The 21,871-nt window shown below is 69.6% G+C and carries 19 protein-coding genes; 11 read left to right on the top strand and 8 right to left on the bottom strand.

The annotated features are described in order from the left end of the window. Positions 1-27 precede the first annotated feature (27 nt). Positions 28-1,014 carry an aldo/keto reductase gene (locus OG588_RS43315; RefSeq protein WP_405952037.1) on the bottom strand — a complete coding sequence of 329 codons (987 nt, stop codon included), beginning with the start codon at positions 1,012-1,014 and terminating at the stop codon, positions 28-30. Positions 1,015-1,261: 247 nt separating this feature from the next. On the opposite strand from OG588_RS43315, the gene OG588_RS43310 reads away from it, so the two are divergent. The 11 genes from OG588_RS43310 to OG588_RS43260 all read left to right on the top strand — a co-directional run bounded on the left by OG588_RS43310 (position 1,262) and on the right by OG588_RS43260 (position 15,738). Further along, positions 1,262-2,029, top strand: a complete 768-nt coding sequence (locus OG588_RS43310) for a FadR/GntR family transcriptional regulator (RefSeq protein WP_405952036.1) — start codon at positions 1,262-1,264, stop codon at positions 2,027-2,029. Positions 2,030-2,229: 200 nt separating this feature from the next. Further along, a complete protein-coding gene (locus tag OG588_RS43305; protein ID WP_405952035.1) occupies positions 2,230-5,484 on the top strand; it encodes a discoidin domain-containing protein in 3,255 nt (1,084 codons plus the stop codon). Between the two features lie 109 nt (positions 5,485-5,593). Next, positions 5,594-6,691 carry an enolase C-terminal domain-like protein gene (locus OG588_RS43300; RefSeq protein WP_405952034.1) on the top strand — a complete coding sequence of 366 codons (1,098 nt, stop codon included), beginning with the start codon at positions 5,594-5,596 and terminating at the stop codon, positions 6,689-6,691. Positions 6,692-6,723: 32 nt separating this feature from the next. Next, entirely contained in the window at positions 6,724-8,109 is a 1,386-nt protein-coding gene (locus tag OG588_RS43295; RefSeq protein ID WP_405952033.1) for an ABC transporter substrate-binding protein, read from the top strand. Next, a complete protein-coding gene (locus tag OG588_RS43290; RefSeq protein ID WP_405952032.1) occupies positions 8,106-9,038 on the top strand; it encodes a carbohydrate ABC transporter permease in 933 nt (310 codons plus the stop codon). Before OG588_RS43295 ends, OG588_RS43290 begins: the two co-directional genes overlap by 4 nt. Further along, positions 9,035-9,949 carry a carbohydrate ABC transporter permease gene (locus tag OG588_RS43285; protein WP_405952031.1) on the top strand — a complete coding sequence of 305 codons (915 nt, stop codon included), beginning with the start codon at positions 9,035-9,037 and terminating at the stop codon, positions 9,947-9,949. The genes OG588_RS43290 and OG588_RS43285 overlap by 4 nt, the downstream gene beginning before the upstream one ends. 31 nt (positions 9,950-9,980) lie before the next feature. Then, on the top strand, positions 9,981-11,678 hold the full coding sequence (locus OG588_RS43280; RefSeq protein WP_405952030.1) for a class I mannose-6-phosphate isomerase: 1,698 nt from the start codon (positions 9,981-9,983) through the stop codon (positions 11,676-11,678). Continuing rightward, positions 11,675-12,565, top strand: coding sequence for an ROK family protein (locus OG588_RS43275; RefSeq protein WP_405952029.1), 891 nt, complete (start codon positions 11,675-11,677; stop codon positions 12,563-12,565). Before OG588_RS43280 ends, OG588_RS43275 begins: the two co-directional genes overlap by 4 nt. 341 nt (positions 12,566-12,906) lie before the next feature. Beyond that, on the top strand, positions 12,907-13,410 hold the full coding sequence (locus OG588_RS43270) for an RNA polymerase sigma factor (RefSeq protein ID WP_405952028.1): 504 nt from the start codon (positions 12,907-12,909) through the stop codon (positions 13,408-13,410). Between the two features lie 63 nt (positions 13,411-13,473). After that, complete coding sequence (locus OG588_RS43265; RefSeq protein ID WP_405952027.1) at positions 13,474-14,091, top strand: hypothetical protein; 618 nt, start codon at positions 13,474-13,476, stop codon at positions 14,089-14,091. A gap of 93 nt (positions 14,092-14,184) precedes the next feature. Further along, entirely contained in the window at positions 14,185-15,738 is a 1,554-nt protein-coding gene (locus OG588_RS43260) for an AarF/ABC1/UbiB kinase family protein (protein ID WP_266864702.1), read from the top strand. A gap of 47 nt (positions 15,739-15,785) precedes the next feature. Here OG588_RS43260 and OG588_RS43255 read toward each other — a convergent pair whose 3' ends face one another. From OG588_RS43255 to OG588_RS43225, 7 genes are all read right to left on the bottom strand, one after another. Then, positions 15,786-16,283 carry an SRPBCC family protein gene (locus OG588_RS43255; protein WP_405952026.1) on the bottom strand — a complete coding sequence of 166 codons (498 nt, stop codon included), beginning with the start codon at positions 16,281-16,283 and terminating at the stop codon, positions 15,786-15,788. Then, the gene (locus OG588_RS43250) at positions 16,280-17,296 is read right to left on the bottom strand and encodes a hypothetical protein (RefSeq protein ID WP_405952025.1); all 1,017 of its coding nucleotides are present in this window, start codon (positions 17,294-17,296) and stop codon (positions 16,280-16,282) included. Before OG588_RS43250 ends, OG588_RS43255 begins: the two co-directional genes overlap by 4 nt. Further along, positions 17,293-18,714 carry a cytochrome P450 gene (locus OG588_RS43245; protein ID WP_405952024.1) on the bottom strand — a complete coding sequence of 474 codons (1,422 nt, stop codon included), beginning with the start codon at positions 18,712-18,714 and terminating at the stop codon, positions 17,293-17,295. The genes OG588_RS43250 and OG588_RS43245 overlap by 4 nt, the downstream gene beginning before the upstream one ends. Positions 18,715-18,731: 17 nt before the next feature. Next, a complete protein-coding gene (locus tag OG588_RS43240) occupies positions 18,732-19,412 on the bottom strand; it encodes a class I SAM-dependent methyltransferase (protein WP_405952023.1) in 681 nt (226 codons plus the stop codon). A gap of 80 nt (positions 19,413-19,492) precedes the next feature. After that, positions 19,493-20,839: an NAD(P)/FAD-dependent oxidoreductase gene (locus OG588_RS43235; protein ID WP_405952022.1), complete on the bottom strand. Its 1,347-nt coding sequence runs from the start codon at positions 20,837-20,839 to the stop codon at positions 19,493-19,495. Next, on the bottom strand, positions 20,836-21,405 hold the full coding sequence (locus tag OG588_RS43230; RefSeq protein ID WP_405952021.1) for a flavin reductase family protein: 570 nt from the start codon (positions 21,403-21,405) through the stop codon (positions 20,836-20,838). The genes OG588_RS43235 and OG588_RS43230 overlap by 4 nt, the downstream gene beginning before the upstream one ends. Continuing rightward, entirely contained in the window at positions 21,398-21,865 is a 468-nt protein-coding gene (locus OG588_RS43225) for a type II toxin-antitoxin system RatA family toxin (RefSeq protein WP_405952020.1), read from the bottom strand. The genes OG588_RS43230 and OG588_RS43225 overlap by 8 nt, the downstream gene beginning before the upstream one ends. Positions 21,866-21,871 lie beyond the last annotated feature (6 nt).

Raw genomic sequence — 21,871 nt, 5'->3', positions numbered from 1 at the left:
GCGACATCGTTGCTGTTTCAGCCGCTGCTACGAGGGCGGGACGTTCGCGGCCTGTGCGGCTGCCGTGTCGAGGTCCCGCCATGCTTCCTCGGCCAGATCCGTGGCCGCCCAACTGGCGGCGGACACAACCTCCTCAGGGGTACGGAAACCCGCGACCACGCAGGCCACGCCGGGGTCGCGCAGCGGGAACCGCAGGGCGGCGTGCGGGAGTTCGGCGCCGTGCCGACCAGACACCTCGGCGAGAAGCCGAGCACGACGCAGTGCCGAATCCGACGCGGGGCCGTAGTCGAAGGTGGCGTCAGCCGAGGGGGAAGGACGGCTCAGCAGACCGGAGTTGAACGGCGCGGCGGCCACCACCGAGACCCCGCGTTCGGCACACGCGTCCAGCAACGGGCGAGCGGTGCGGTCGAGGAGGGTCCACCGCCCGGCCACCATCACGGCGTCGACGTCCGCCTCCGCGACGACACGCAGCAGCGGGGCGACCGTGTTCGCACCGACGCCGACGGCACCGATGACACCTTGGTCGCGCAGCGCGATCAGCGTGGGCAGGGCCTGGCCTAGGGCAGCGTCCAAGTGGTCGTCGGGATCATGGACGTAGACGATGTCCACCTGGTCCAACCGCAGGCGTTTCAGGCTGCCTTCGAGACTTCGCAGGACGCCGTCCCGTGAGTAGTCGGGGCGGCGGATCAGTGTGTCGGGTACGGCGAAGCCTCCTGCCGGCAGATCGGATCCGGTGGGTGCCGGGTTGGGTTCCAGCAGTCGGCCGACCTTCGTGGAGAGGGTGAACTCCGTTCGTGGGCGGTGGGCGAGGGCGTCGCCGAGCCGCCGTTCGGACAGGCCGAGGCCGTAGTGCGGGGCGGTGTCGTAGTAGCGCACCCCTATGTCCCAGGCGGCGTCGAGGGTGGCCTGTGCCTGGCGGTCGTCGATCGGGCCGTAGAGGTTGCCGATGGGGGCGGCGCCGAATCCCAGCGTGCCGACCTGGACGCTGGTACGGCCGAGTGGGTCTGCTCTCACGAGGTTCCCGCTTCCACGGCTCTCACCGCACAGAGAAGGATCTGCTTCATCCAGCAGGCAGGACCCTAAGGATGGGATCCATTTCGTGCAACACCCCGACAGACATGCGTAGTTCATTCGTCTTTGTCAGCATCCTCGCAGGGCTGCACACCGAGATCTGTCCGACCTCTTCCCAACTCACCACGGCAGTGCCATATTGGCCGCGGAAAATGAACCTGATTCATTCGTGACGCAAGAGGGGTTCGCCTTGGGTGACTCAACACCGGCCTACCGTCCGGGGTACGAACTGGTCGCGGAGCAGCTGCTGGAGTACATCGCCCAGCAGAACCTGCGGCCCGGCGACCGCCTCCCCACCGAACAGGGCCTGGCCGAGATCCTGGGAGCATCCCGCAACGTGACCCGGGAGGCCGTGAAGGTGCTGGCCGCCATCGGCCGGCTCCAAGTGCGGCGCGGCGCAGGTATCTTCGTCGCCGCCTCGGTCGGCGGGCTGCTGGACGACGAGCTCTCGCACTTCCGGCCGACCGGCATGGAAGACGTCCGGATGCTTCTGGACTACCGCAAGGTGATCGAGTCGGAGACAGCACGCCGTGCCGCCTCCCACGCGACCCCGATCGAGGTCCGGGCCATCCGGGAGAGCGCGGAGAGTTCCCTGACGGCGGCCACGATGAACGACGTGGACACCTTCGCCAAGGCGGACGCGGCCTTCCACGACTCGGTGGGGGCCGCCTCGCACAACGTGTTCCTCAGGGCGAGCGTCGCCGGTGTGCGGCGCCTGGCGTCCCAGTCCGACGTGCTGCTCTTCCACGGTGACGTGCCCGGATCGCTGGAAGTCGCCGCGCACCAGCATGTGGCCATAGCGGAGGCGGTCGCCGCGGGGGCGGCCGATCTCGCCGAGCGGCTGATGGTGGAACACATCGGCACCACGCAGAGCCAGTTCGAGCGGAAGATCCGCGACCGACTGTTCAGCACCGACGCTCAGGAGGCCCCCGAAGGACCTCCGGGGCGCTCTCGATAGGTGGCAGTGCCGGGGCTCCACCGCCGTCCACGGCGGCTCGGCAGCCCCGTAGACCGGCCGACCCCGCATGTGCCGCCGCACGGCGATCGGGCCGCCCGACGCCCTGCAAGTCCCGGTGGACGACCGGGACTTGCAGGTATCAACCTCCCTCAGGCGATTGGATACGTGTGTCTCATCCGTCTGCGCGCAGGGGCGCCCTCGTGCCGCTGCGAAGAAGTTTCACGGCCGCCTGCTCGGTGGCCGTTGTGGCCGCCCTGCTGAATGCCGGGCCGGCCCAGGCGGCTCCCCGGTCGTCGGACCTGAATGTCTATGTCTCCCCGACCGGCCGGGACGTGGGATCAGGTACCGCCGCCCACCCCTTCAAGACCCTCGACCACGCGCGGGACTACGTGCGCGACGTCAAGCAGAAGGCCGAGGGCGACATCCATGTCCGGCTCCTGTCCGGCACCTACCAACTCAGCCGTACGTTCGCCCTGACCGCCCGGGACTCCGGCCGCGACGGACACCGGATCTTCTACGAGGCCGCCCCCGGCGCGCACCCGGTGATCAGCGGGGGCAAGCAGATCACCGGCTGGACCCCGGCCGACTCGGCGGGGAAGGTCTACAAGGCCAAGGTGGGCGACTTCGACACCCGACAGCTGTATGTGGACGGCGAGTTGGAGACCCGGGCGCGCAGCGGCAAGAACCCCGCCGGCTTCAGCCAGACGTCCACCGGCTACGCCTTCACGGACTCCAGCCTCAACACCTACAAGCGTCCGTCGGACCTGGAGGTCGTCAACTCCTGGGGCTGGAAGCTGATGCGCTGCCCCGTGCAGTCGATCGCCGACTACAAGATGACGATGCAGCAGCCCTGTTGGCACAACGCGCATCTTCAGCAGGGCCAGGAGATCCAGAACCCGACCTGGCTGGAGAACGCCCGCGAGCTGCTGGACACCCCCGGTGAGTGGTACCTGGACAAGGGCGCGGGCGAGATCTACTACATGCCCAAGGCCGGCCAGAACCTGTCCACCGCGAACGTCACCGTGCCGCTGGTGCAGGACCTGGTGAATCTCAACGGCACCAGGACCGCCCCGGTCAGCGACGTGTCCTTCGAGGGCATCACCTTCTCCAACTCCACCTGGCTCGCGCCCAGTTCGTCCGAGGGCCTCATCGAGGGCCAGGCCGGTTTCCGGATGGTCGGCAACGACCCGGACTTCGACGCGACCCGCCTGAAGTGGCAGAAGACGCCGGGTGCCGTCAACGTCGACTACGGCCACGGGATCGACTTCGAGGACAACACCTTCACCCAACTCGGCGCAGTCGGGCTGAACTTGAACACCGGCACCCAGGGCACCGACATCACGGGCAACGTCTTCCGCCAGATCGCCGCCACCGGCATCCAGATAGGCGGGGTCGAGGTGATCGACGCCCACCCCGACGACCCCCGGGACATCACCAAGGACACCAGGGTCGCCAACAACGTGGTCACCAAGGTCGCCGACCAGTACAACGGCTCCATCGGCATCCTGGCCGGCTACACCGACCACACCACGATCACCCACAACAAGGTCTACGACCTGCCCTACACCGGCATCTCCGTCGGCTGGGGCTGGGGCCTCACCGACCAGGGCGGCGACACCAACTACCCGGGAAATCTGGGCGTTCCGATCTGGGACACCCCGACAACCAGCCGGGACACCGAGGTCACGGACAACGAGATCTACGACATCATGAAGTCGCAGGCCGACGGCGGTGCCATCTACACGCTGAGCTCCAACCCCGGCGGTGTGGTGTCCGGCAACTACATCCACGGCACACCGCCGCCCGCCTACGGCGCGATCTACCACGACGAAGGCAGCCGGTACTGGACGAACACCGGCAACGCCCTGTGCGACATCGCCTACCAGTGGCTGTTCCTCAACCACGGCATGGACATCGACGCCACGGGCAACTACACCACCCAGCCCGCCTACTCCGCCCAGGCCAACAGCACGGGCAGCACCATCACCGGCAACACCACCGTGGACTCCTGCGCCCAACTGCCCGCTTCCATCGTCAACAACGCGGGCCTGCAGCCGAGTTACCGCCACCTCGACCCGAACCCCGCCGTCCCCGACCACCAGGCACCCAGCACCCCCGGTGCTCCGAGCGCGGTCACCGACTTCCCGACCATCGCGGACCTCACCTGGCCCGCGTCCACCGACGACACCGCCGTCACCGGCTACTCCGTCTACCGCGACGGCAAGCTGATCAGCGCGACCGGCAAGACCTCGGTGCGCCTGCCGGGCCTGACCGCCGGGAAGTCCTACACCTTCCAGATCACCGCCCGTGACGCCGCCGGCAACGAGTCCGCTCCCAGCCCGACCCTGCGCGTCACCATGCCCTCGGGCACCGACCTCGCCCTCAAGAAGCCGATCACCGCGTCGTCGTACTCGGAGGACAACACCCCGGCGAAGGCGGTGGACGGAGACCTCTCCACCCGCTGGGCCCAGGGCCTCGGCCTCCCCGACCCGTCCTGGATCCAGGTCGACCTCGGTGCGTCGTACGACGTGAACGGCGCGATCACGACCTTCGAGAAGGCAAGCGGCTACAAGTACCGCATCGAGGTCTCCCCCGACGAGGTCCACTGGAAGACCCTCGCGGACCGCACCGCCACGAACACCACGGCGGCGACCGACTACGCCCACACGGACACCCCGGTCGCGGGCCGCTTCGTACGACTGACCGTCACCGGCTCCAGCTGGAACGGCGGCAGCATCTACGACGTCCAGGTCTACGGCACGCCCGGAACCGGCACGGACCACACGGCCCCGACCGCTCCCGGACAGCCCACGGTCAAGCCGCTGCTGCCCGGTCTGCTGGACGTCAGCTGGCCCGCGGCCACCGACGACACCGGCGTGACCAGCTACGTCGTCTACCAGGACGGCAAGCGGATCGCTGTCACCGACGCCACGACCCTGCGTGTCTCCGGCCTCACCGCCGACACCTCGTACTCCTTCACCGTCGTGGCACGCGACGAGGCGCTCAACGCCTCCGACCCCAGCAAGGCGGCTGTCGTCACGACACCGGCCGACCACGACCTGGCCCTGAACAAGCCGGTCACCGCCTCGTCGTCGTACTCCAACGACTACGCACCCGAGAAGGCGGTGGACGGGAGTCTCTCCACCCGCTGGGCACAGGGCGCGGGCCTGCCCGACCCGTCCTGGATCCAGGTCGACCTGGGCAAGGACACCAGCGTCTCCAGCGTGGTGACCACCTTCGAGTTGTCCGGCGGTTACAAGTACCGACTGGAGTACTCCACCGACGGCACGACCTGGTCCGTGTTCGAGGACCACACCGCCGACGCCACCTCGTCGTCGACCGTCTACTCCTTCGCCGACACCCCCGTCACCGCACGCTTCCTGCGCCTGACCGTCACCGGTTCCGGCGGGAACGGCGGCAGCGTCTACGCGCTCCAGGCGTACGGCGGCTTCTGAGCACTCCGCGCCCGAGTACCGCGCTGCCGAGTGCTCCGCTTCGTACTGCGCTGCCGAGTGCTCCGCCGCCGAGCCGAAACCTTTCTCCCTACAGAAGACGAAAGCCAGGATGAAGATCACCCATGTCGAAGTGCACCGGATCGATGTTCCGGCAGCCAGTCCGCCCTTCCGCTGGCGCGACGGGCTGAGCGGAAGCGCTCCGGTGGGCGACGGCGCCGTCCTGCACATCGGGACGGACGAGGGTGCCGAGGGCGTGGCGGTGTTCGCCCGCCCCGGCGCCTACTCCACCCTGCGGGACCTGGTGGACCGGGTCTTCCGTGCGGAACTGCTCGGAGCCGACCCGTTCCAGCGGGAGTGGCTGTGGCACCGGGTGTGGGAGCTGGACCGTATCCACGAACTCCCGCTCCCCACCCTGGGGTTGATCGACATCGCCCTGTGGGACCTGGCCGGCCGCTACCACGGCGAACCGGTCTGGCGCCTGCTCGGCGGTTACCGGGACGCCATCCCCGCCTACGCCTCCACCTCGACGTTCGCCGGCATCGCGGAGTTCCTCGACGTGGCGGACCAGTGCCTGGAGTTGGGCTACCGAGGCATCAAGCTGCACGCCTGGGGCGACGCCCGCCGCGACGCCGAGCTGTGCCTGGCCCTGCGTGACCACGTCGGTCCCAACGTCCCTCTCATGTACGACGGTTCGGCGGGTTTCGACCTGCCCGACGCGATCCGGCTGGGGCGGGCGCTCTCCGAGGCCGACTACCTCTGGTACGAGGAGCCGATGCGCGAGTTCAGCATCTCGGCCTATCAGCGGCTCGCCGAAACCGTCGACGTACCGCTTCTGGTGGCCGAGACCTCCGACGGAGCGCACATGAACGCGGCGGACTTCATCCGGGCCGGTGCCGCCACCTTCGGTGTCCGGACCGGCACCACCCTCCGGGGCGGCGTCACCGGCGCCATGCGCACCGCGCATCTCGCCGACGCCTACCGGCTGCGGGCCGAGGTGCACGGTTCGGACATTCCCAACCACCACCTGTGCATGGCCATCTCCAACACCACCTACTACGAGTCCCTGGTGACCTCGGTGAACGTCGTCCGAGAACGCCACGTGGACGACCAGGGCCTGGTGCACGCCCCCACGGGGCCCGGCATAGCCCTCCCCCTCGATTTCGGCTACGGCAGCCAACTCCTGCCGTTCGTCGAGCAACCGCGCTGAGCGGCGCGAGAACAGAAAGGCAAGGCAAGACGATGGAGTCTTCCCGATCTCGGAGAACCGGCCGACGTCACTCGCTGCTCCGCGCGGCCGCCGTCACGCTGTCCCTGGCCACCGCGGCCGCCCTGGCCGGCTGCGCCAGCGCCGACACCACCACCCCTTCCTCCGCCAAGCAGTCGGCGTTCAAGCCGGTTGCGCAGAAGGCGAGTTCACAGATCACGGTGTGGGCCGACTCGACCCGGCTGCCGTCGGTGCAGGCGTACCAGAAGGCGCACCCGGACGTGAAGATGAAGGTCGTCACGTACGACGGCGGGGCCGACGGATCGACGTATCTGCAGTCGAAGGTGCAGCTGTTCGACCGGACCGGCAGCGGCTGGCCGGACGTGGTGTTCGGCAATCCGACCGACGTGACCTGGGCGTCGGAGCCCACCAAGCCCGGTGCGCAGCCGTTCGCCGCGCCCCTGGACGAGAAACTCGTCCCGCAGAGCACCCTCGACGGCTTCGCCAAGGGCTCCCTGACGCCCTGTCAGTTCAACGGCCACACCTACTGCATGCGCAACGACATCGCGCAGGTCGTCCTCTGGTACAACAAGTCCCTTATGGACAAGTGGGGTTACCAGGTCCCCACCACATGGGAGGACTACGAGGCCCTCGGCACGAAGGTCGCCAAGGAACACCCGGGCTACCTCGTCGGCTCGGTCGGCGACACCAACTCCCATGAGTCGTACTTCTGGTCGGGCCAGTGCCCGGCGTTCAGCCTGACGAAGCCGGACACCCTGCGCACTGATCTGCAAGACCCGAAGTGCACCCGGATGGCGAAGCTGCTGGACAACCTGATCAGCGCCAAGGCCATCGCCACGCAGGGCTTCTTCAGCCAGGGCTTCGCCAAGAACAGCGGCAGCAAGGTGCTGATGGCGTACGGCCCGTCCTGGTACGGCCAGTACCTCTTCAAGGCCGGTTTCAAGACCCCCGCCAAGCAGATCGCCGCGGCGGCGCCGCTGACCTGGAAGGGCGAGAGCACGGCCGCCACGGGCAACGTCGGCGGCGGTGCGTGGATGGTGTCCTCGCACAGTGCCAACCTCAAGTCGTCCTCGGATCTGGTCACTTGGCTGACCACCTCCGACGCGAACCAGGCCACCGCGCCCACCTACCCGGCCTACGCCCAGGCCGCGAAGGCCTGGCTCGCGAACCCGGCCAACAAGGACTACTTCGCCAATGATGTGAGCGGGGCGTTCGAGCAGGCCGCGAACGAGGTGTGGACGGGCTGGTCGAACACCAGGTTCTCGGACTCCACCGCCTGGTCCAGCGTCGTCCTCCCGGCTCTGACCGCCGGAAAGAGCCTCACCGAGACGCTACCGGCCTGGCAGCAGGAGATCGCCAACGAGGCCAAGAGCCAGGGCTACAAGGTGGTCGATCAGTGACCTTGCTGGAGACCGAGCGCGTCGCCGTCTCCCCCGTGCGCCGCGGCACCACGCCGCGGCGCACGGGCGGCGGTCGCGCGGGCTACTTCTTCGTCGCGGGCTACGCGCTGCTGCTGCTCGCGTTCGGCGTCTTCCCCACCGGGTACGCGTTCTACCTGTCGCTCACCAACGACCGGGGCCAGTTCACCGGGCTCAACCAGTTCACGAAGGTCATCCAGGACTACCGCTTCGCCCCGGCCTTCACCCACATGCTGCTCTATCTGGTCCTGTGGCTGGTGACGCTCGTCGTCCTGGTCGTGCTGACCGCCGTGGTCCTGCGCAGCCGTGTCCGTCCGGGCACCTCGGCGCTCTTCCGCTTCCTCTACTACATCCCGGGCGCCCTCGCCGGAGTGGCGAGCGTGCTGGTCTGGCTGTTCATGCTGGATCCCGACGTCAGCCCGGTGTCCTGGCTGCTCACGGCCCTGGGGTTCAAGACGTTCGCCGCCGTCCTGGCGCCCGGCAACCTGCCGCTGATCCTCATGCTGATCGCCTTCTGGACCGGCGCCGGCGGCTGGATGGTCGTGATGTACGGGGCGTTGAACAACATCCCCGACGAGGTGCTGGAAGCGGCCCGCGTGGACGGCGCGGGCCCGTGGCGCACCGCCTGGCACATCCAGATCCCGATGATCCGGCAGTGGATCGTCTACATGGCGATCATGGCCTTCGCGACGGGCACCCAGTTGTTCGTGGAGCCCCAACTTCTCCAGACCGCCAGCCTCGGCAGGGTGAGCCCCACCTGGTCACCCAACCAACTGGCCTACGTCTACGCCTTTCAGCAGGGCGACTTCAACGGCGCCGCGGCCATCTCCGTCGTCCTCCTCGCCGTGGGCCTCCTCGCCGCCGGCCTCCTGGTCGCTCGCTCGAACCTGTTCAAGTTGGACGAGAAATGACACAGACGACTCCCTTCCTGACGGCCGTGAGGCGACGCGCCCGCCCGTCAAGGAGCCTTCCCTTCCTGGTCGTTGGACTCCTCCTGGCCTTCCTCCTGGTGTTCTTCGTGCTGCCGGTGATCTGGCTGCTGCTGGCCCCGTCGAAGACCGCCGGCGAGGTGGTGCGGGACAACCCGCTCTCCTTCGGCTCGTTCCACCAAATAGGCACCGCCTGGCGGCACTTGTTCGCCTTCCAGGACGGCGCCATGACGAGGTGGCTGCTCAACTCGGCCATCTACTCGGGCGGTTCACTCGTCCTGACGCTGGCCGTCAGTGTTCCGGCCGGCTACGCGCTGGCGCTGACGAAGTTCCGGGGGCGCAAGACACTCCTCGTGATCACCCTGGTCACCATGATCATGCCGCAGGCCACCCTGGTGCTGCCGATCTTCCTGGAACTCAACCGCTTCCATCTCATCGGCACCATCTGGTCGGTGATACTCCCCTTCTCCTTCTATCCGTTCGGCGTGTACCTGGTCTACATCTACTTCGGGAGCAGCCTCCCCAGGGACCTGCTGTCCGCCGCGCGCATCGACGGCTGCACGGAGTGGCAGCTCTTCGCGCGCATCGCGCTCCCGCTCGCCAAACCGGTGGTCGGACTGGTCGCGTTCTTCAGCTTCGTGGGCAACTGGAACAACTTCTTCCTGCCCTACCTGGTCCTGCCGAACAGCGAGCAGTTCCCCGTCCAGGTGGGCCTGAACCAACTCCTCACCTCCACACCGTCGTTCAACCCCGTCGCCGGCGCCGGACTGAACGTCACCATCCCCGAACTCGCCCTCGCCATCATCGTCGCCATCCTTCCGGTGCTGGTGCTCTTCGTCTTCTCGCAGCGCACCCTGGTGTCCGGGATGCTCGCCGGATCGAGCAAGGAATGAGCACTGCCGCCCTGTCCGCAGAGGAGACCGTGTGTACCGGCTAGATCCGCGCTACGCCCCCGCCCCGCAAGCCGTCCTCCACACGGGATGGCAGGCAGTGACCTCCCAACTCCCGGACAGTCCAGCAGTGTTGGCCATCGACGGCCCCCCGTCCGTCGACTGGCCCCTCCTCGCCGACCGCCTCGAACGCGAGCTGACCGACCGCGGCACCCCGGTCACCCTGCTCGACATACGGAGCCACTACGCACCCCCGGCACACGTCAGGAGCCGTACCGAGCACCCGGCGGACGCGGACGACCCCTACTTCCGCAAACTCGCCGACAACCCCCTCGACGACCTCTTCGAGACCCTCCCTGCACCCGCACCCCCAGAGGCAGGACTGCTCCTCGTCTACGGCCCCGGCGCCGCCCTCGTGGAGCACGACCTGCTCTGGTACGCCGATGTGCCCAAGCGCTACGCGGAAGCCGCCGTCGGCGCGGGTGAGCAGGGCGCCAACCTCGGACTGCCGGACGAGAAGCCCGACTTCAGAAGGCTGTTCTACATCGACTGGCCGATGCTCGACCGGCACCGCGACGCGCTCGCCCACCGCCTCGACGCCTGGCTCGACCTGCAACACTCCGACCACCCGGCATGGATCGACGGAGCGGGCCTGCGCGCCACGTACGGCGCCCTGGCCCGCAAGCCCGTCCGCACCCGCCCGTACTTCAACTCCACTCCCTGGGGCGGCCATTGGGCCCAACGCGAGCTCGGCTTCAACCCCGACTCACGCAACACCGCGCTCGGTTACGAACTGATCGCACCCGAGGCCGGCATCCTCATCGGCACCGGACCGGAGGCGCAGGCCGAAGTGCCGTTCCAACTCCTGTGCGTGCTGGAGCCGTTGAGCGTGCTGGGGGCACAGGAGCACGCCCGCTTCGGCACATCCTTCCCGATCCGCTTCGACTACCTGGACACCGTCGGCGGCGGCAGCCTCTCCGTGCACTGCCACCCGAAGGAGTCGTACATGCGCGAGCGTTTCGGCTGGGCGTACACCCAGCACGAGACGTACTACCTCACCCTCGGCAGCACCGACACCAAGGTGTTCCTCGGTCTGCGCGAGGACGCCGACGTGGACGTCTTCCGCAAGGAGGTGGAACGGTCCATCACCGACGGAGTACCGATGAACCCCGCGGATCACGTCCTCGCCTTCCCCGCCGAACAGGGCCAGTTGTTCATGATCCCGGCGGGCACCCCGCACGCGAGCGGCGCGGGCAACCTCGTGCTGGAGATCAGCGCCACCCCCTATCTGTACAGCCTGAGGTTCTATGACTGGCTGCGTCCCGGCACCGACGGCACCCCGCGCCCCCTCCCCTACGAGCACGGGTTCGCCAACCTGGAGACCGGACGACGCGGCGCGGCCGTCGCCCGTGACCTGGTGCAGAGGCCGCGCACCCTGCGCGAGGGCACGGGTTGGCGGGAGGAGGTCATCGGCGACCTGGCCGAGATGTTCTACGAGGTCAGGAGGTTCGTGCTCGACGCCGGGGCCGAGGCGACCGACGACACGGAGGGACAGTTCCACATCCTGAACGTGGTGGAGGGGGACGGCGTGACGGTGCACACGGCGGCCGGAGACCGCCACGAACTCTCCTACGCGGAGACGCTCACCGTGCCGGCCGCGGTCGGCGGGTACACCCTGCGAGCGGCGACCGGTGGCGGCCCGGTGCGGGTCGTGAAGGCGCTGGTCCGTTGATCCCTGTCCTGGAGATCGGCGGCACGCACGTCACCGCGGCGCTCGTCGACCCGCGCGACGGCCGCGTCTCCAGCCGTACGCGCGAGCCGCTCGACGCGGACGGCGCTGCCGACGCCATCCTCGCCGCCGTACGACACTGCGCCGACGGGCTGTCGGTGCCTGTTGGTGCACGGTGGGGCGTGGCGGTGCCCGGACCCTTCGACTATGCGAGGGGGATCGCCCTCTTCAGGGGCGTGGGCAAGTTCGAGGCCCTGTACGGGATGGACGTGCGGCGAGCACTCCTCCATGGACTGCGGCAGCGTCCCGGCGACGTCGTGTTCCTCAACGACGCCCACGCCTTCCTGACCGGCGAGTGGTCCGCGGGCAGTGTCCGCGGGCACCGCCGCGCCGTGGGCATCACGCTCGGCACCGGCGTCGGCTCCGCGTTTCTCGCCGACGGCCTCATCCACGACACCGGTCCCGGCATACCGCCCGAGGGCCGGATGGACCTCACCGAGATCGACGGCCGGCCACTGGAGGCCACCGTCTCCCGCCGGGCGATCCTCTCCCGCTACGGTGACCCCGCCGCCGATGTCCGCGACATCGCCGGGCGAGCCAGAGCGGGCGAAGAGCGGGCCCGGCGGGTACTGGACGACGCCTTCACCGGACTGGGCATCGCGCTGGCCCCACGCATGGCGGACTTCGACGCGACCGCCCTGGTGGTCGGGGGCTCCATGGCCCGCTCCTGGGACCTCGTCGCCCCCGCCCTGTCCGTTGGTCTCGCGGCCGGGGGTTGGACACCGGACGCCCCTCTTGTTGCTGGCGCGCGGCGTACTCGTACGGTGAAACCCGCCGCCTCAGCAGGGGACGCCGCACTGGTGGGCGCGGCCCGCGCGACGGCGACGTAGGACCGATTGGCCCACGTTGCAAGACCCCGCTCTCATCTGTGTAAACGCCCCTCGGGTCGTCGTATCCAGACAAGGGTCCCCCCGGGTTGCCGGACGTACCGGCCACGTCGACCGACCAACGCGAAGATAATGTTATCTCTCCTCATTTTCTCATTCAAACGAAGGAAGGGTGTGATGGGCGGGTTAACCACCTCCCCCCAGGGCAGAAAGCCGTTGCTTCCAACAAAGAATGAAAAGGAAGGGCGAGGGGGTGGAAAGAGTGGAGGGGATTTTCGTCGCACGCGGGCATGCGTGAACCCAATCGCCGGGAGCATTCTTTCGTTCGATCATTGGTGATACGCATGCACTTATGCCGCGATTCTTTCTGGACTGAAGTCCTTCAGCATCGCGAGCGCCTCCTGCGTCTGGTGCGCCGCCGGCTGCCCAATCTGCATGACGCCGAGGACTGCGTCCAGGAGGCCATGCTGCGGGCGGCGACCCACCGCGACCTGGACCGCGACCGGCTCGGGGCGTTCCTGACCACGGTCGCCATGCGGCTGTGCATCGACAGCTACCGGGAACGGGAGCGCTGGCAGCGGCTGCTGCTGCGCATCACCGACGGGGAGCCGGAGATGCTGGAGGAAGCCGTCTGCGACCGGGAATTCGGTCGCTGGCTGCTCCGGCAGGCCGACCAGCTCCGCGGCAGGGAGCGGCAGGTGATGCTCGCGCGAGCCAATGGGATCTCCATCGCCGAGTTCGCCCGCATCAACCAGATCTCCGTAAAGGCCGCCGAGGGTGCTTTCACACGTGGCAGAGCGAGGCTCCGGCACATGTGCACCCAATCCCTGGGCGAATCCTGCGGATGACCGAAAAATGGTTGGGCATCCTGGTGAATTCCATGATGCCCCTAGGGAAGGACACCCGAAAAAGTGGCTGACAAACCGAGCACGCAGGACACCATCAAGAACTTACTCGGCGACATCGCCGACAGTTCCAACAAGGCCTTCAACGATTTCCTCGACCCGCCGAACAAGTCCAGGAAGTCCGACTACCCGGACTGGTTCGGCTCCGGCAATCCGATGGCGGCCCTGGCCGGGACGCCCCTCGGGGCACTGCAGGCGATGGTGGCGTTCGGCGGCGGCATGAACCCCGCGGCCGCACTCGCCGGCGCCAACCCGCTCGCCCTCCTGGCGGGCGCCTCCTCCGACCGGGGCTCCGGTCCGGTGAACCCCCTGGCCGCACTCGCGAACGTCAACCCGCTCGCCGCACTGGCGGGCGCGACCCATCCGGCGGCGGCCCTCGCCGGGCTGTCCGGCCAGTCCAACTCCTCCAACAATCCGCTCGCGGCCTTCGGGCAACTCGCCGGTGCGGCAGCGGGTCTGCCCGGTGCCGTGGGCGGTCTCGGCGGGCTGGCCGAATCCCTGGCGACCCTGCCCCAGCAGATCGCCCGGCTGACCGACCTGCTCTCCACGCTGGTCAGCTCCCTCGACGCGATCAGTGATGTCGCGGCGAGTGCCGGAGTCCGTCCGCCGGCCAAGAAGGGATGACCGACGCCGTCCTGACACAAGGCCGTTGACCCGCGGTCCGTGCCCGGTGCGCCGGGCCGGCTTCCGCAGAACCCTGAGGAGGGAACCCGCGTCGTGAGGACCTTGATCGGCGACCGGCTCCGGCTGGTCGTGAAGGTGCTGGGCAGTCTGATCGCCGACGAGGTCGGTCACACGGCGCGGGAACGCGGCAGATCCAAGGGGAACGGCCGGTCCCCGGCGGAGGATGAGGAATCCGCCGCCGGGGACGCCCAACGGCGTGCCCGGGCCGTACGGAAGGCCCTGGAGAGCCTGGGCCCGTTCTATGTGAAGCTCGGCCAGATCCTCTCCACCCGGCCGGACATGGTGCCGCCCTCGATGATCGCCGAGTTCCAGAACCTGCACGACCAGGTCGACGTGCAGCCGTTCTCCCTGTTCGAACCGGTCCTGGAGAAGGATCTCGGCCCCGACTGGAAGCTCAGGTTCGACGACATCGACACCACCAAGCCCCTGGGCGCGGCCTCGCTGGCCCAGGTCTACCGGGTGACCCTGCCCGGGGGCCGGGAGGCCGTGGTGAAGATCCAGCGCCCGGAGATCCGCGAGGCGGTAAGGGCGGACATGGCCCTGCTGCGCCGGGCGTCCCGCATCGTGGCCCGGGCGGCACCGCGGTTCAACGAGGTCATCGACGTCGAGGCGATGCTGGGCTCGATCTTCGACGCCATGGAACCCGAACTGGACTTCACCGGCGAGGCCCGCAACATGGAGGAGGGCCGGGAGGCGGCCCGCGACTTCCGCACCCTGGCCGTCCCCGAGGTCCTCTCGGCCACACCCCGGGTGCTGGTGCAGTCGATGGCTCCCGGCATGTCCGTACGGCATCTGGACCCCAGGTCGTTCAGCGACAGCGAGCGCACCGACATCGGCAAGGACCTGCTGCGGTTCATGTACCGCGGTTACTTCGTGCAGCGGACGTTCCACGCGGATCCGCACGCGGGCAACGTCTTCGCGCTGCCCGGGGGCCCCGCGACCCTGATCGACTGGGGCATGGTCGGACGCCTGGACAAGCGGACCAGCCTCCAACTGCTGCCGCTGCTCATGGCGTTGGCGCAAAACGACGGACACGGCCTGGCCCGCGCCTGGGCCGACATGGGGAAACTCACCGCCTGGGCGAACCTGCCGGCGTTCGCCGCCGACATGGCGGCGCTGGTCCCCAAGATCTCCAGCGCCTCGCTGGGCGAGCTCAACTTCGGCGTCTCGCTCACCACGGTGCTGGAGAAGGCCACGAAGCGGGGCATCGGCTCCGCGCCCTCGATCTCGCTGCTGGGGAAGTCCTTCGCCAACCTCGAAGGCTCGGTGCGCTGCCTGGCGCCCGAGCTGTCGCTGGCGGAGATCTTCAAGGGCGAGGTCCGGGGCATCGTGATGTCCCTGCTGGGCGAGTTCATCTCGCTGGAGCAGCTGGGCCGTACGGCGATGGACCTGATGGTCACGGCCACCACCAGCCCCGAGCAGCTGCGCGGACTGCTGGCCGACGCGTCCAACCGGCGGTTCGCGCTCCAGGTCCACCACCCGAGGACACCGGCCGCCCTGGGAGGCGAACGCGGCTCCTCCTACGCGGGGTTGATCGCCCTGGGAGCCATGGCACTGCTGCTGGACCACCGCCGTAGGTCCCGCTGACGCGTCCGCCCACGCACCCTGCCCCAGCCGCCCTCCAGGCTCCCCCCTCAGCCGCCCTCCAGAGCTGTCCGGAGGGCGGCCAGTGTCGCCCGCATCGTCGCGCGGTTGCGCTCGCGGCGCCGGACCACACCGGTGACCGCCGGGCTGACGGCGGTGAGCAGTCGTCCGGCGACCGCCGACCGCAGGTCGAGCCACTCCTCCGTGACCTCGCATCCCCCGGGCACCTCCGTGAAGCGGTACGTCCATTGGGACAGGGCGACGCCCAGAAAGCTGACCTTGAAGGAGAAGCAGCTTCCCGGCCGGGCGGAGACCACGGTGCACAGAGTGGCCCAGGGCAGCCACGCGGCGCGGTTGAGTCCCACGAAGCGGGTGCCCACGCGCACGGGCCCGCGGGCGCCCAGCACACGGGCGCCGCGGACCTCCGGACTCCACTGCCCCATGCGCGTGACGTCGCTGACGGCGGCGTACGCCGTGTCCGGCGGCACCCGGACCGTGACGCGCTCGCTGAGCGGGACCGGGCCGCTCACGCGCGGACGGCCGTTCATGCGCGGATGGTGATGCCGTGCTCACGGTCGTCCGTGAGGATCTCCATCAGGGCACGGCTGTCGGTCTTGAGCGCGGTGCGCTTGCCGGTGACCCGGTTGGCGATCTCGACCGTGCAGGAGCCGATCTTCGTGTTGAGGCAGTGTTTGATCCCGCCGGGCGGGTTGTAGTAGTTGAGGCCCACGAACCGTTCCTTGGGGGCGGTCATCCGGCCGCGGATGTCGACGGTGCCGTCGGACGTGGCGAAGTCCCAGTAGAAGTAGCCGAAGTCCGCCTTCGCGGTGAGCGCCTGACGCAGGGACACCAGCGAGTACTCGCGGTCGTCGTGGCGCAGGACGAGGAAGGTGACCTGCGGGATGTGCACGGGGCCGAGCTTGGCGCGGGCCGTGACGACCTCCAGGAAGCTGTCGGGTTCCCCGTCGAAGCCGGCGACCTGCCCGAAGGCGTAGTGGTCGGTGTGCCGGCTGCCCCAGTTGTGGTTCTGGCTGCCCGTCCAGCCGTCGATGTCGATGCTCTCGCCGTTGACGTCCAGGCTGCCGCTGTACCGGGCGAGCGGTGTGCCGACCAGGCTCTTCGCCTTGGGGAACCCGCCCGTGTACATCCTCGGCGGCAGCAGGAACAGCGGCGGCCGGTCCCCGGTGTACGTCAGGTCCCAGCCGATCCGGCCGTCCGGTCCCCTCGCCTCGCCCTTGAGGCTGCCGGGTTCCAGCACGCGGTCGCCGACTCGGGCGCCGAACGAGTCGGTGCTGAAGTGGCAGTCGGCGATGGGGTGTTCCTCCTTGGCCACCACATGCCGACCGGTCACCCCGTCGAACCAGATCGCCCACAGCTCGCCGATGGCCGCCTCCGGCATGTCCGCGGGGCTGAACACGGTGTAGCGGATCCAGAACGCGCGGGGTTCCGTGGGGTGGTTGCCCCGCTGGTAGAAGCTCTCGTAGTGACCGGCCCGCTGGCCCGGCCGGTAGCGGGTCCGGTTGATGTGCTCGGGGTCGAGGAGCGAGGCGTCGGCGTTCATGAGGTCCGTTCTCCGGCGACATGGGCGGTGCGTGCGGCCGAGGGCGTCCGCTGATGCATCGTCATCAGCATTCCGTACCGCGGCCGCAGCGTGATGGTGGCGTGGTTCACCACCCGGTGAGAGGGAACATGGCGGAACTCCCAGCGGCGCACCAGGGCGCACAGCAGCAGATGGGCCTCCATGAGCGCGAAGTGCTTCCCGATGCACAGGTGCGGCCCCGCGCCGAACGGCAGATAGGCGAAGCGGTGCCGCCCCTTGCCGGCCTCCGGGAGGAAGCGGTCCGGGTCGAAGCGCTCGGGGTCGGGCCAGTGCCGCGGGTGCCGGTGGATGTCGTAGAGATTCACCAGGACGCGTGACCCGGCCGGCACCCGGTAGCCGCCCAGTTCGGTGTCCCGCCGCACCAGCCGGGGCAGGATCGGCGCCGACGGGTAGAGCCGCAGGGCCTCCTCGAAGACCCGCAGGGTGTACGGCATCGCCGCGAGGTCGTCGGGGGTGGGGAGGTCGTCGCCCAGGACGCCGTCCACCTCGCGCTGGACCCGCTCCAGCACCTCGCGGTGCCGGGAGAGCAGGTAGAAGGCCCAGGTGAGGGTGATCGCGGTGGTCTCGTGGCCGGCGGCGAAGGTGGTGATCACCTCGTCGCGCAGCTCCCGGTCGGTCATCCCCTGGCCGGTGTCGGCGTCGCGGGCGGCCAGCAGCATGTCCAGCAGGTCTCCGCCGCCGGTGGGGGCGTCGGGCCGTCGGCGTTCCGCGATGATCCGGTAGATGAGGTCGTCGAGTCCCCGCATGACCTCATGGAAGCGCCGGTTGCGCGGGGTCGGCCAGGACGTCGGCGGGCTCAGCGGGTTCTGCAGCCGGTCGAAGGCGTAGTTGATCGCGACGTCCACCGCGTCCGGTCCGAGCCCGGCCAGGGTGCGGCTCACGTCGGTGCTGAACATGCATCGGCTGACGATGTCGAGGGTGACCCGCATCATCTCCGTGTGCAGGTCCACGACCGCGCCCGTCCGGTAGCGGTCCCCCATGTGCGCGATCTGCTCGGCCGCCGAGACACCCATCGTCGCGAACATGCCCGCGAGCGCCTGCTTGGTGTAGATCGGCTGCATCATCCGCCGGTTGCGCAGCCAGCTCTTGTGGTCGTCGCTGGTCAGCAGGCCCTCACCGAGGACGAGCCGCAACGGGTTGTCCGGCCCGAGCTTGCCGAACCGGTCGCTGTCGGTCAGTACCTCGGCGGCCAGCTCCGGGCTGGTCACGCCGTGCACCGTCACCGGCCCGAGCCGGTACTGGACCAGGTCGCCGTGAGCGGTGCGCCCCCGGTGCATGGCCTGGAGGATGTCCCGCCGGAAGTCCAGCACACTGCCCAGCAACGGCAGCCCGGCCGCCCTAGGGGCACCTGCCGCCACACCATCGCGTGCGTCGGTCATCGCCATCGCGATCGCCCTCACTTCCGCGCCAGCGCGCAGACCCAGCCGAGCGAGCGGCGCGGCTCCGACACGAACCGGGCGTCCTGGAACCCGGCCTTGGTGAGCCGTTCCACCAGGTCGTCCCCGGAGAGGATGTGCAGCCCCGCCCGCTGCGAGCGCTCCGTGAAGCGCCGGCCGAAGAACCGCTGCGTCAGTGACGGGTCGTCGGCGGCCTCCCGGCTCATCTCCAGCGTGACGGCCACCTGACCGCCCGGTTTGAGCACCCGGTACGCCTCAGCGAGGCCGCCCAGCGGATCCGGCCAGAAGTAGAAGGTCTCGATCGCGCAGACCTGGTCGAACGACGAGTCCTCGTACGGCAGTTGGGAGCAGTCCCCGTGCCGGATCTCGACCCGGCCGCGCGCGACGGCCGGCAGATTGCGCCGTACGGCCTGCTCGACCATCTCCATCGAGTAGTCCACCCCGGCGACGAATCCCTGAGCGGCCCGCCGCGACAACAGCTTCACCGCCATGCCCCCGCCGCACCCCACGTCCAGCACCCGCTGACGGCCGCGCACGTCCATGTGCTCGATCGTCCACGCGGTGAGGCTCCGGTGCTGCACCGCCATCAGGTTCCCGAAGAACCGCCCGGCTCGCCCGGTCGGCCTGCGGAAGTTCTCCTCCATGAGCTCCAACGGCCTTGCCAGCAGTGTGCCGATCATTGGTGTTCCTTTCCGGTCAGCCCTGCGTCCGTGTGGTGGTGAGGCGGTCGGGGTGAATCGGTCGAGTGGTCCACGGCTCCTCACCCCCGGGGGCCGAGTTCGGGCCAGGCCGCGCGGCGGACGGTGCGGTCCATCGAGGCCAGCCGGGCCCGCAGGAGCGGCCGGGCCGGTCCCGACACCGGCAGTCGCGGCGCCCGGGAGCGGTGCCAGGGCAGCGGTTCACCCGTGTCCGCTTCGCCCAGCAGGGCCGCGGCGAGGTAGGAGCCGTGCGCCACGGACATCGCGAGACCGTGCCCGTTGCAGCCGCCCGCGTACCAGACACCGGGCCGCCCCCGGACCGGCCCCACCACGGGCAGGCCGTCGGCCGTCACCCCGATCCCGCCCGCCCAGCGGTGCGTGACCTCCACCCCGGCCAGCGCCGGGTGCAGCGCCCGCAGCCACTGCTCCAGCCGGTGGAACGCGAACACCCGCAGCACGGCCCTACGGCGGGGCCCGGTCCCGTCCGGACACAGGGCGGTACCGCCCCCGACCACCAACCGTCCGTCCGCGGTGAGACAGAAGTACGGGGCCAGCGGCACCGCGTCGATCACCGCGAGCCCACCGTGCCCGAGGAGCGCCCGCGCCTCGCGACCCAGCGGCTCGGTCGCCACCGCGTGCACCTCGAGCCCGAGCACCGTGCCCACCGGCAGCCCGAGCCCGGCCACCCCGGCGTTCACCGCCAGCACCGACTTCGGCGCCCGCACGGTGCCGTGCGGGAACAGCAGTTGGGGCTGCTGTCCGTCCCCGCCACGCACCTCCCGCAGCGGGCTGCCGCCGTAGAGCCGTACGCCCTTGGCCACACAAGCCCTCGCCAGGGCCGCCGTCAGCGCGGCCGGATCGAGGGTGGCCGTATGCCGATGGAGCAGACCCGCGTGGTACGGCACGTCGACCCGGCGCCGGATGTCGGCGGCGCAGAGGACGGGCACCTCCAGGTCCAGAGCGCGATAGGCGGCGGCCTGCCGTGCCAGGGACGCAAGCCCGGCACGGGAACGCGCCGCGACGATCTGCTCCCCGTCCGCACAGGGCACACCGAGCCGGTCGCACAGCTCCACGACCTGTCGTACGGCCTCGACGCTGGCCCGGTGCATCCGGCGGGCGACGGCGGGACCGTGCCGCCGCACCGCCCGGTCGACCGGCGGCCCCACCCGCGGACCCAGCAGCCCGGTACCCCGCCCACTGGCACCTGCCGCCGGCCGCCACGCGTCCACCACCACGATGTCCAGGGAGGGTTGACGTTCCGCCAGGTGATAGGCGGTGGACAGTCCTACGAGTCCCGCGCCCACCACCGCGACATCGGCACCGATCCGGCCGCACACGGTGGCCGGCGGGTCGGCGCCGTCCGGGTCCCCGGACTCCCAGCAGGGCGTGCCCGGCGCGAACAGGGTCACCGGGGCACCCCTTCTCCGGCCCCGGACAGCGACCCGAACCTCCGGTCGTGCCAGAGCAGCGGCCGACCCGACACCACCTGTACCACGGCCACCCTTCCCACCACCGCGCTGTGGTCGCCGTAGCGGCGGATGTCCTCGACCAGGCAGACCGACCAGCCGAGCGCGTCGCCGAAGACGGGTGCGCCCAGGACGCGGCGGAGCGGGATCTCGCGGAACCGCTCGCTCGGTGAGACGGCCGGATCCGCGAAGCGTGCGGCTCGCGAACGCTGGTTGTCCCGGAGCAGGTTCACCGCGAAGACGCCCTGGCCGCCGATCGCCGACAGCGTGTGCGAGCCGTTGCGCAGACAGGCGAGCAGGAGGGGCGGCCGGGCCGACAGGGAGGTGAGGGAGGAGACGGTCATCCCGGTGGGCCCGGTCCCGCCCTGGGTGGTGACCACGGTGACGCCGGAGGCGAGTTTCGCGTACAGGCGCAGGCAGTGCTCGGTGTCCGGGCCGGGCTCGTCCCGCAACTGTTCGCCCGGATCCGGCGGCCGGGCCAGGGCGAGGTTCAGGGCGAGGTCAGCCATGCGCGGCGTCCGCGAGACCGGCCGGTGACACCGTGCCGAGCAGACCCTGGAGGATCTTCTCGATGTTGGTGCGTAACGTCGACTCGGCCACCGGGTCGAGGATCTCGGCCAGCGTGGGGATCCCGAGGTCGAACGCGGCCCGGAAGGTGACGGTGGTGCCGTCCGGGTGTGCCGCGCAGGCCCAACTGCCTTCAAAGGTCTCGAAGTCGCCGCTGAGCTGTTCGAACGCGATGGAGAGGGTGGCCGGCGCGAAGGTGTCGCGTTCCGTCCAGCGCATGAGTCCGTTGCGGAAGGCGACCGTCCACTCGGAGACCACGGAACCGTCGGGTCGCGGCGGCTGCACCTCCACCGCGCGGACCGTAGTGGTGAGTTGGGGGTACCGGCTGAAGTCGCTGATCCTCCGGTAGGCGTGCTCGGGGTCGATGCCCTGGGCTGTCATCCGGACTGTCACATGGCGCATGGGGTT

This window comes from Streptomyces prunicolor, from assembly GCF_045162825.1.
In the GTDB taxonomy this organism is placed as follows: Bacteria; Actinomycetota; Actinomycetes; order Streptomycetales; family Streptomycetaceae; genus Streptomyces; species Streptomyces prunicolor.
The sequence above is the reverse complement of the archived record's forward strand: the minus strand, read 5'-3'. Positions and strand labels throughout refer to the sequence as shown.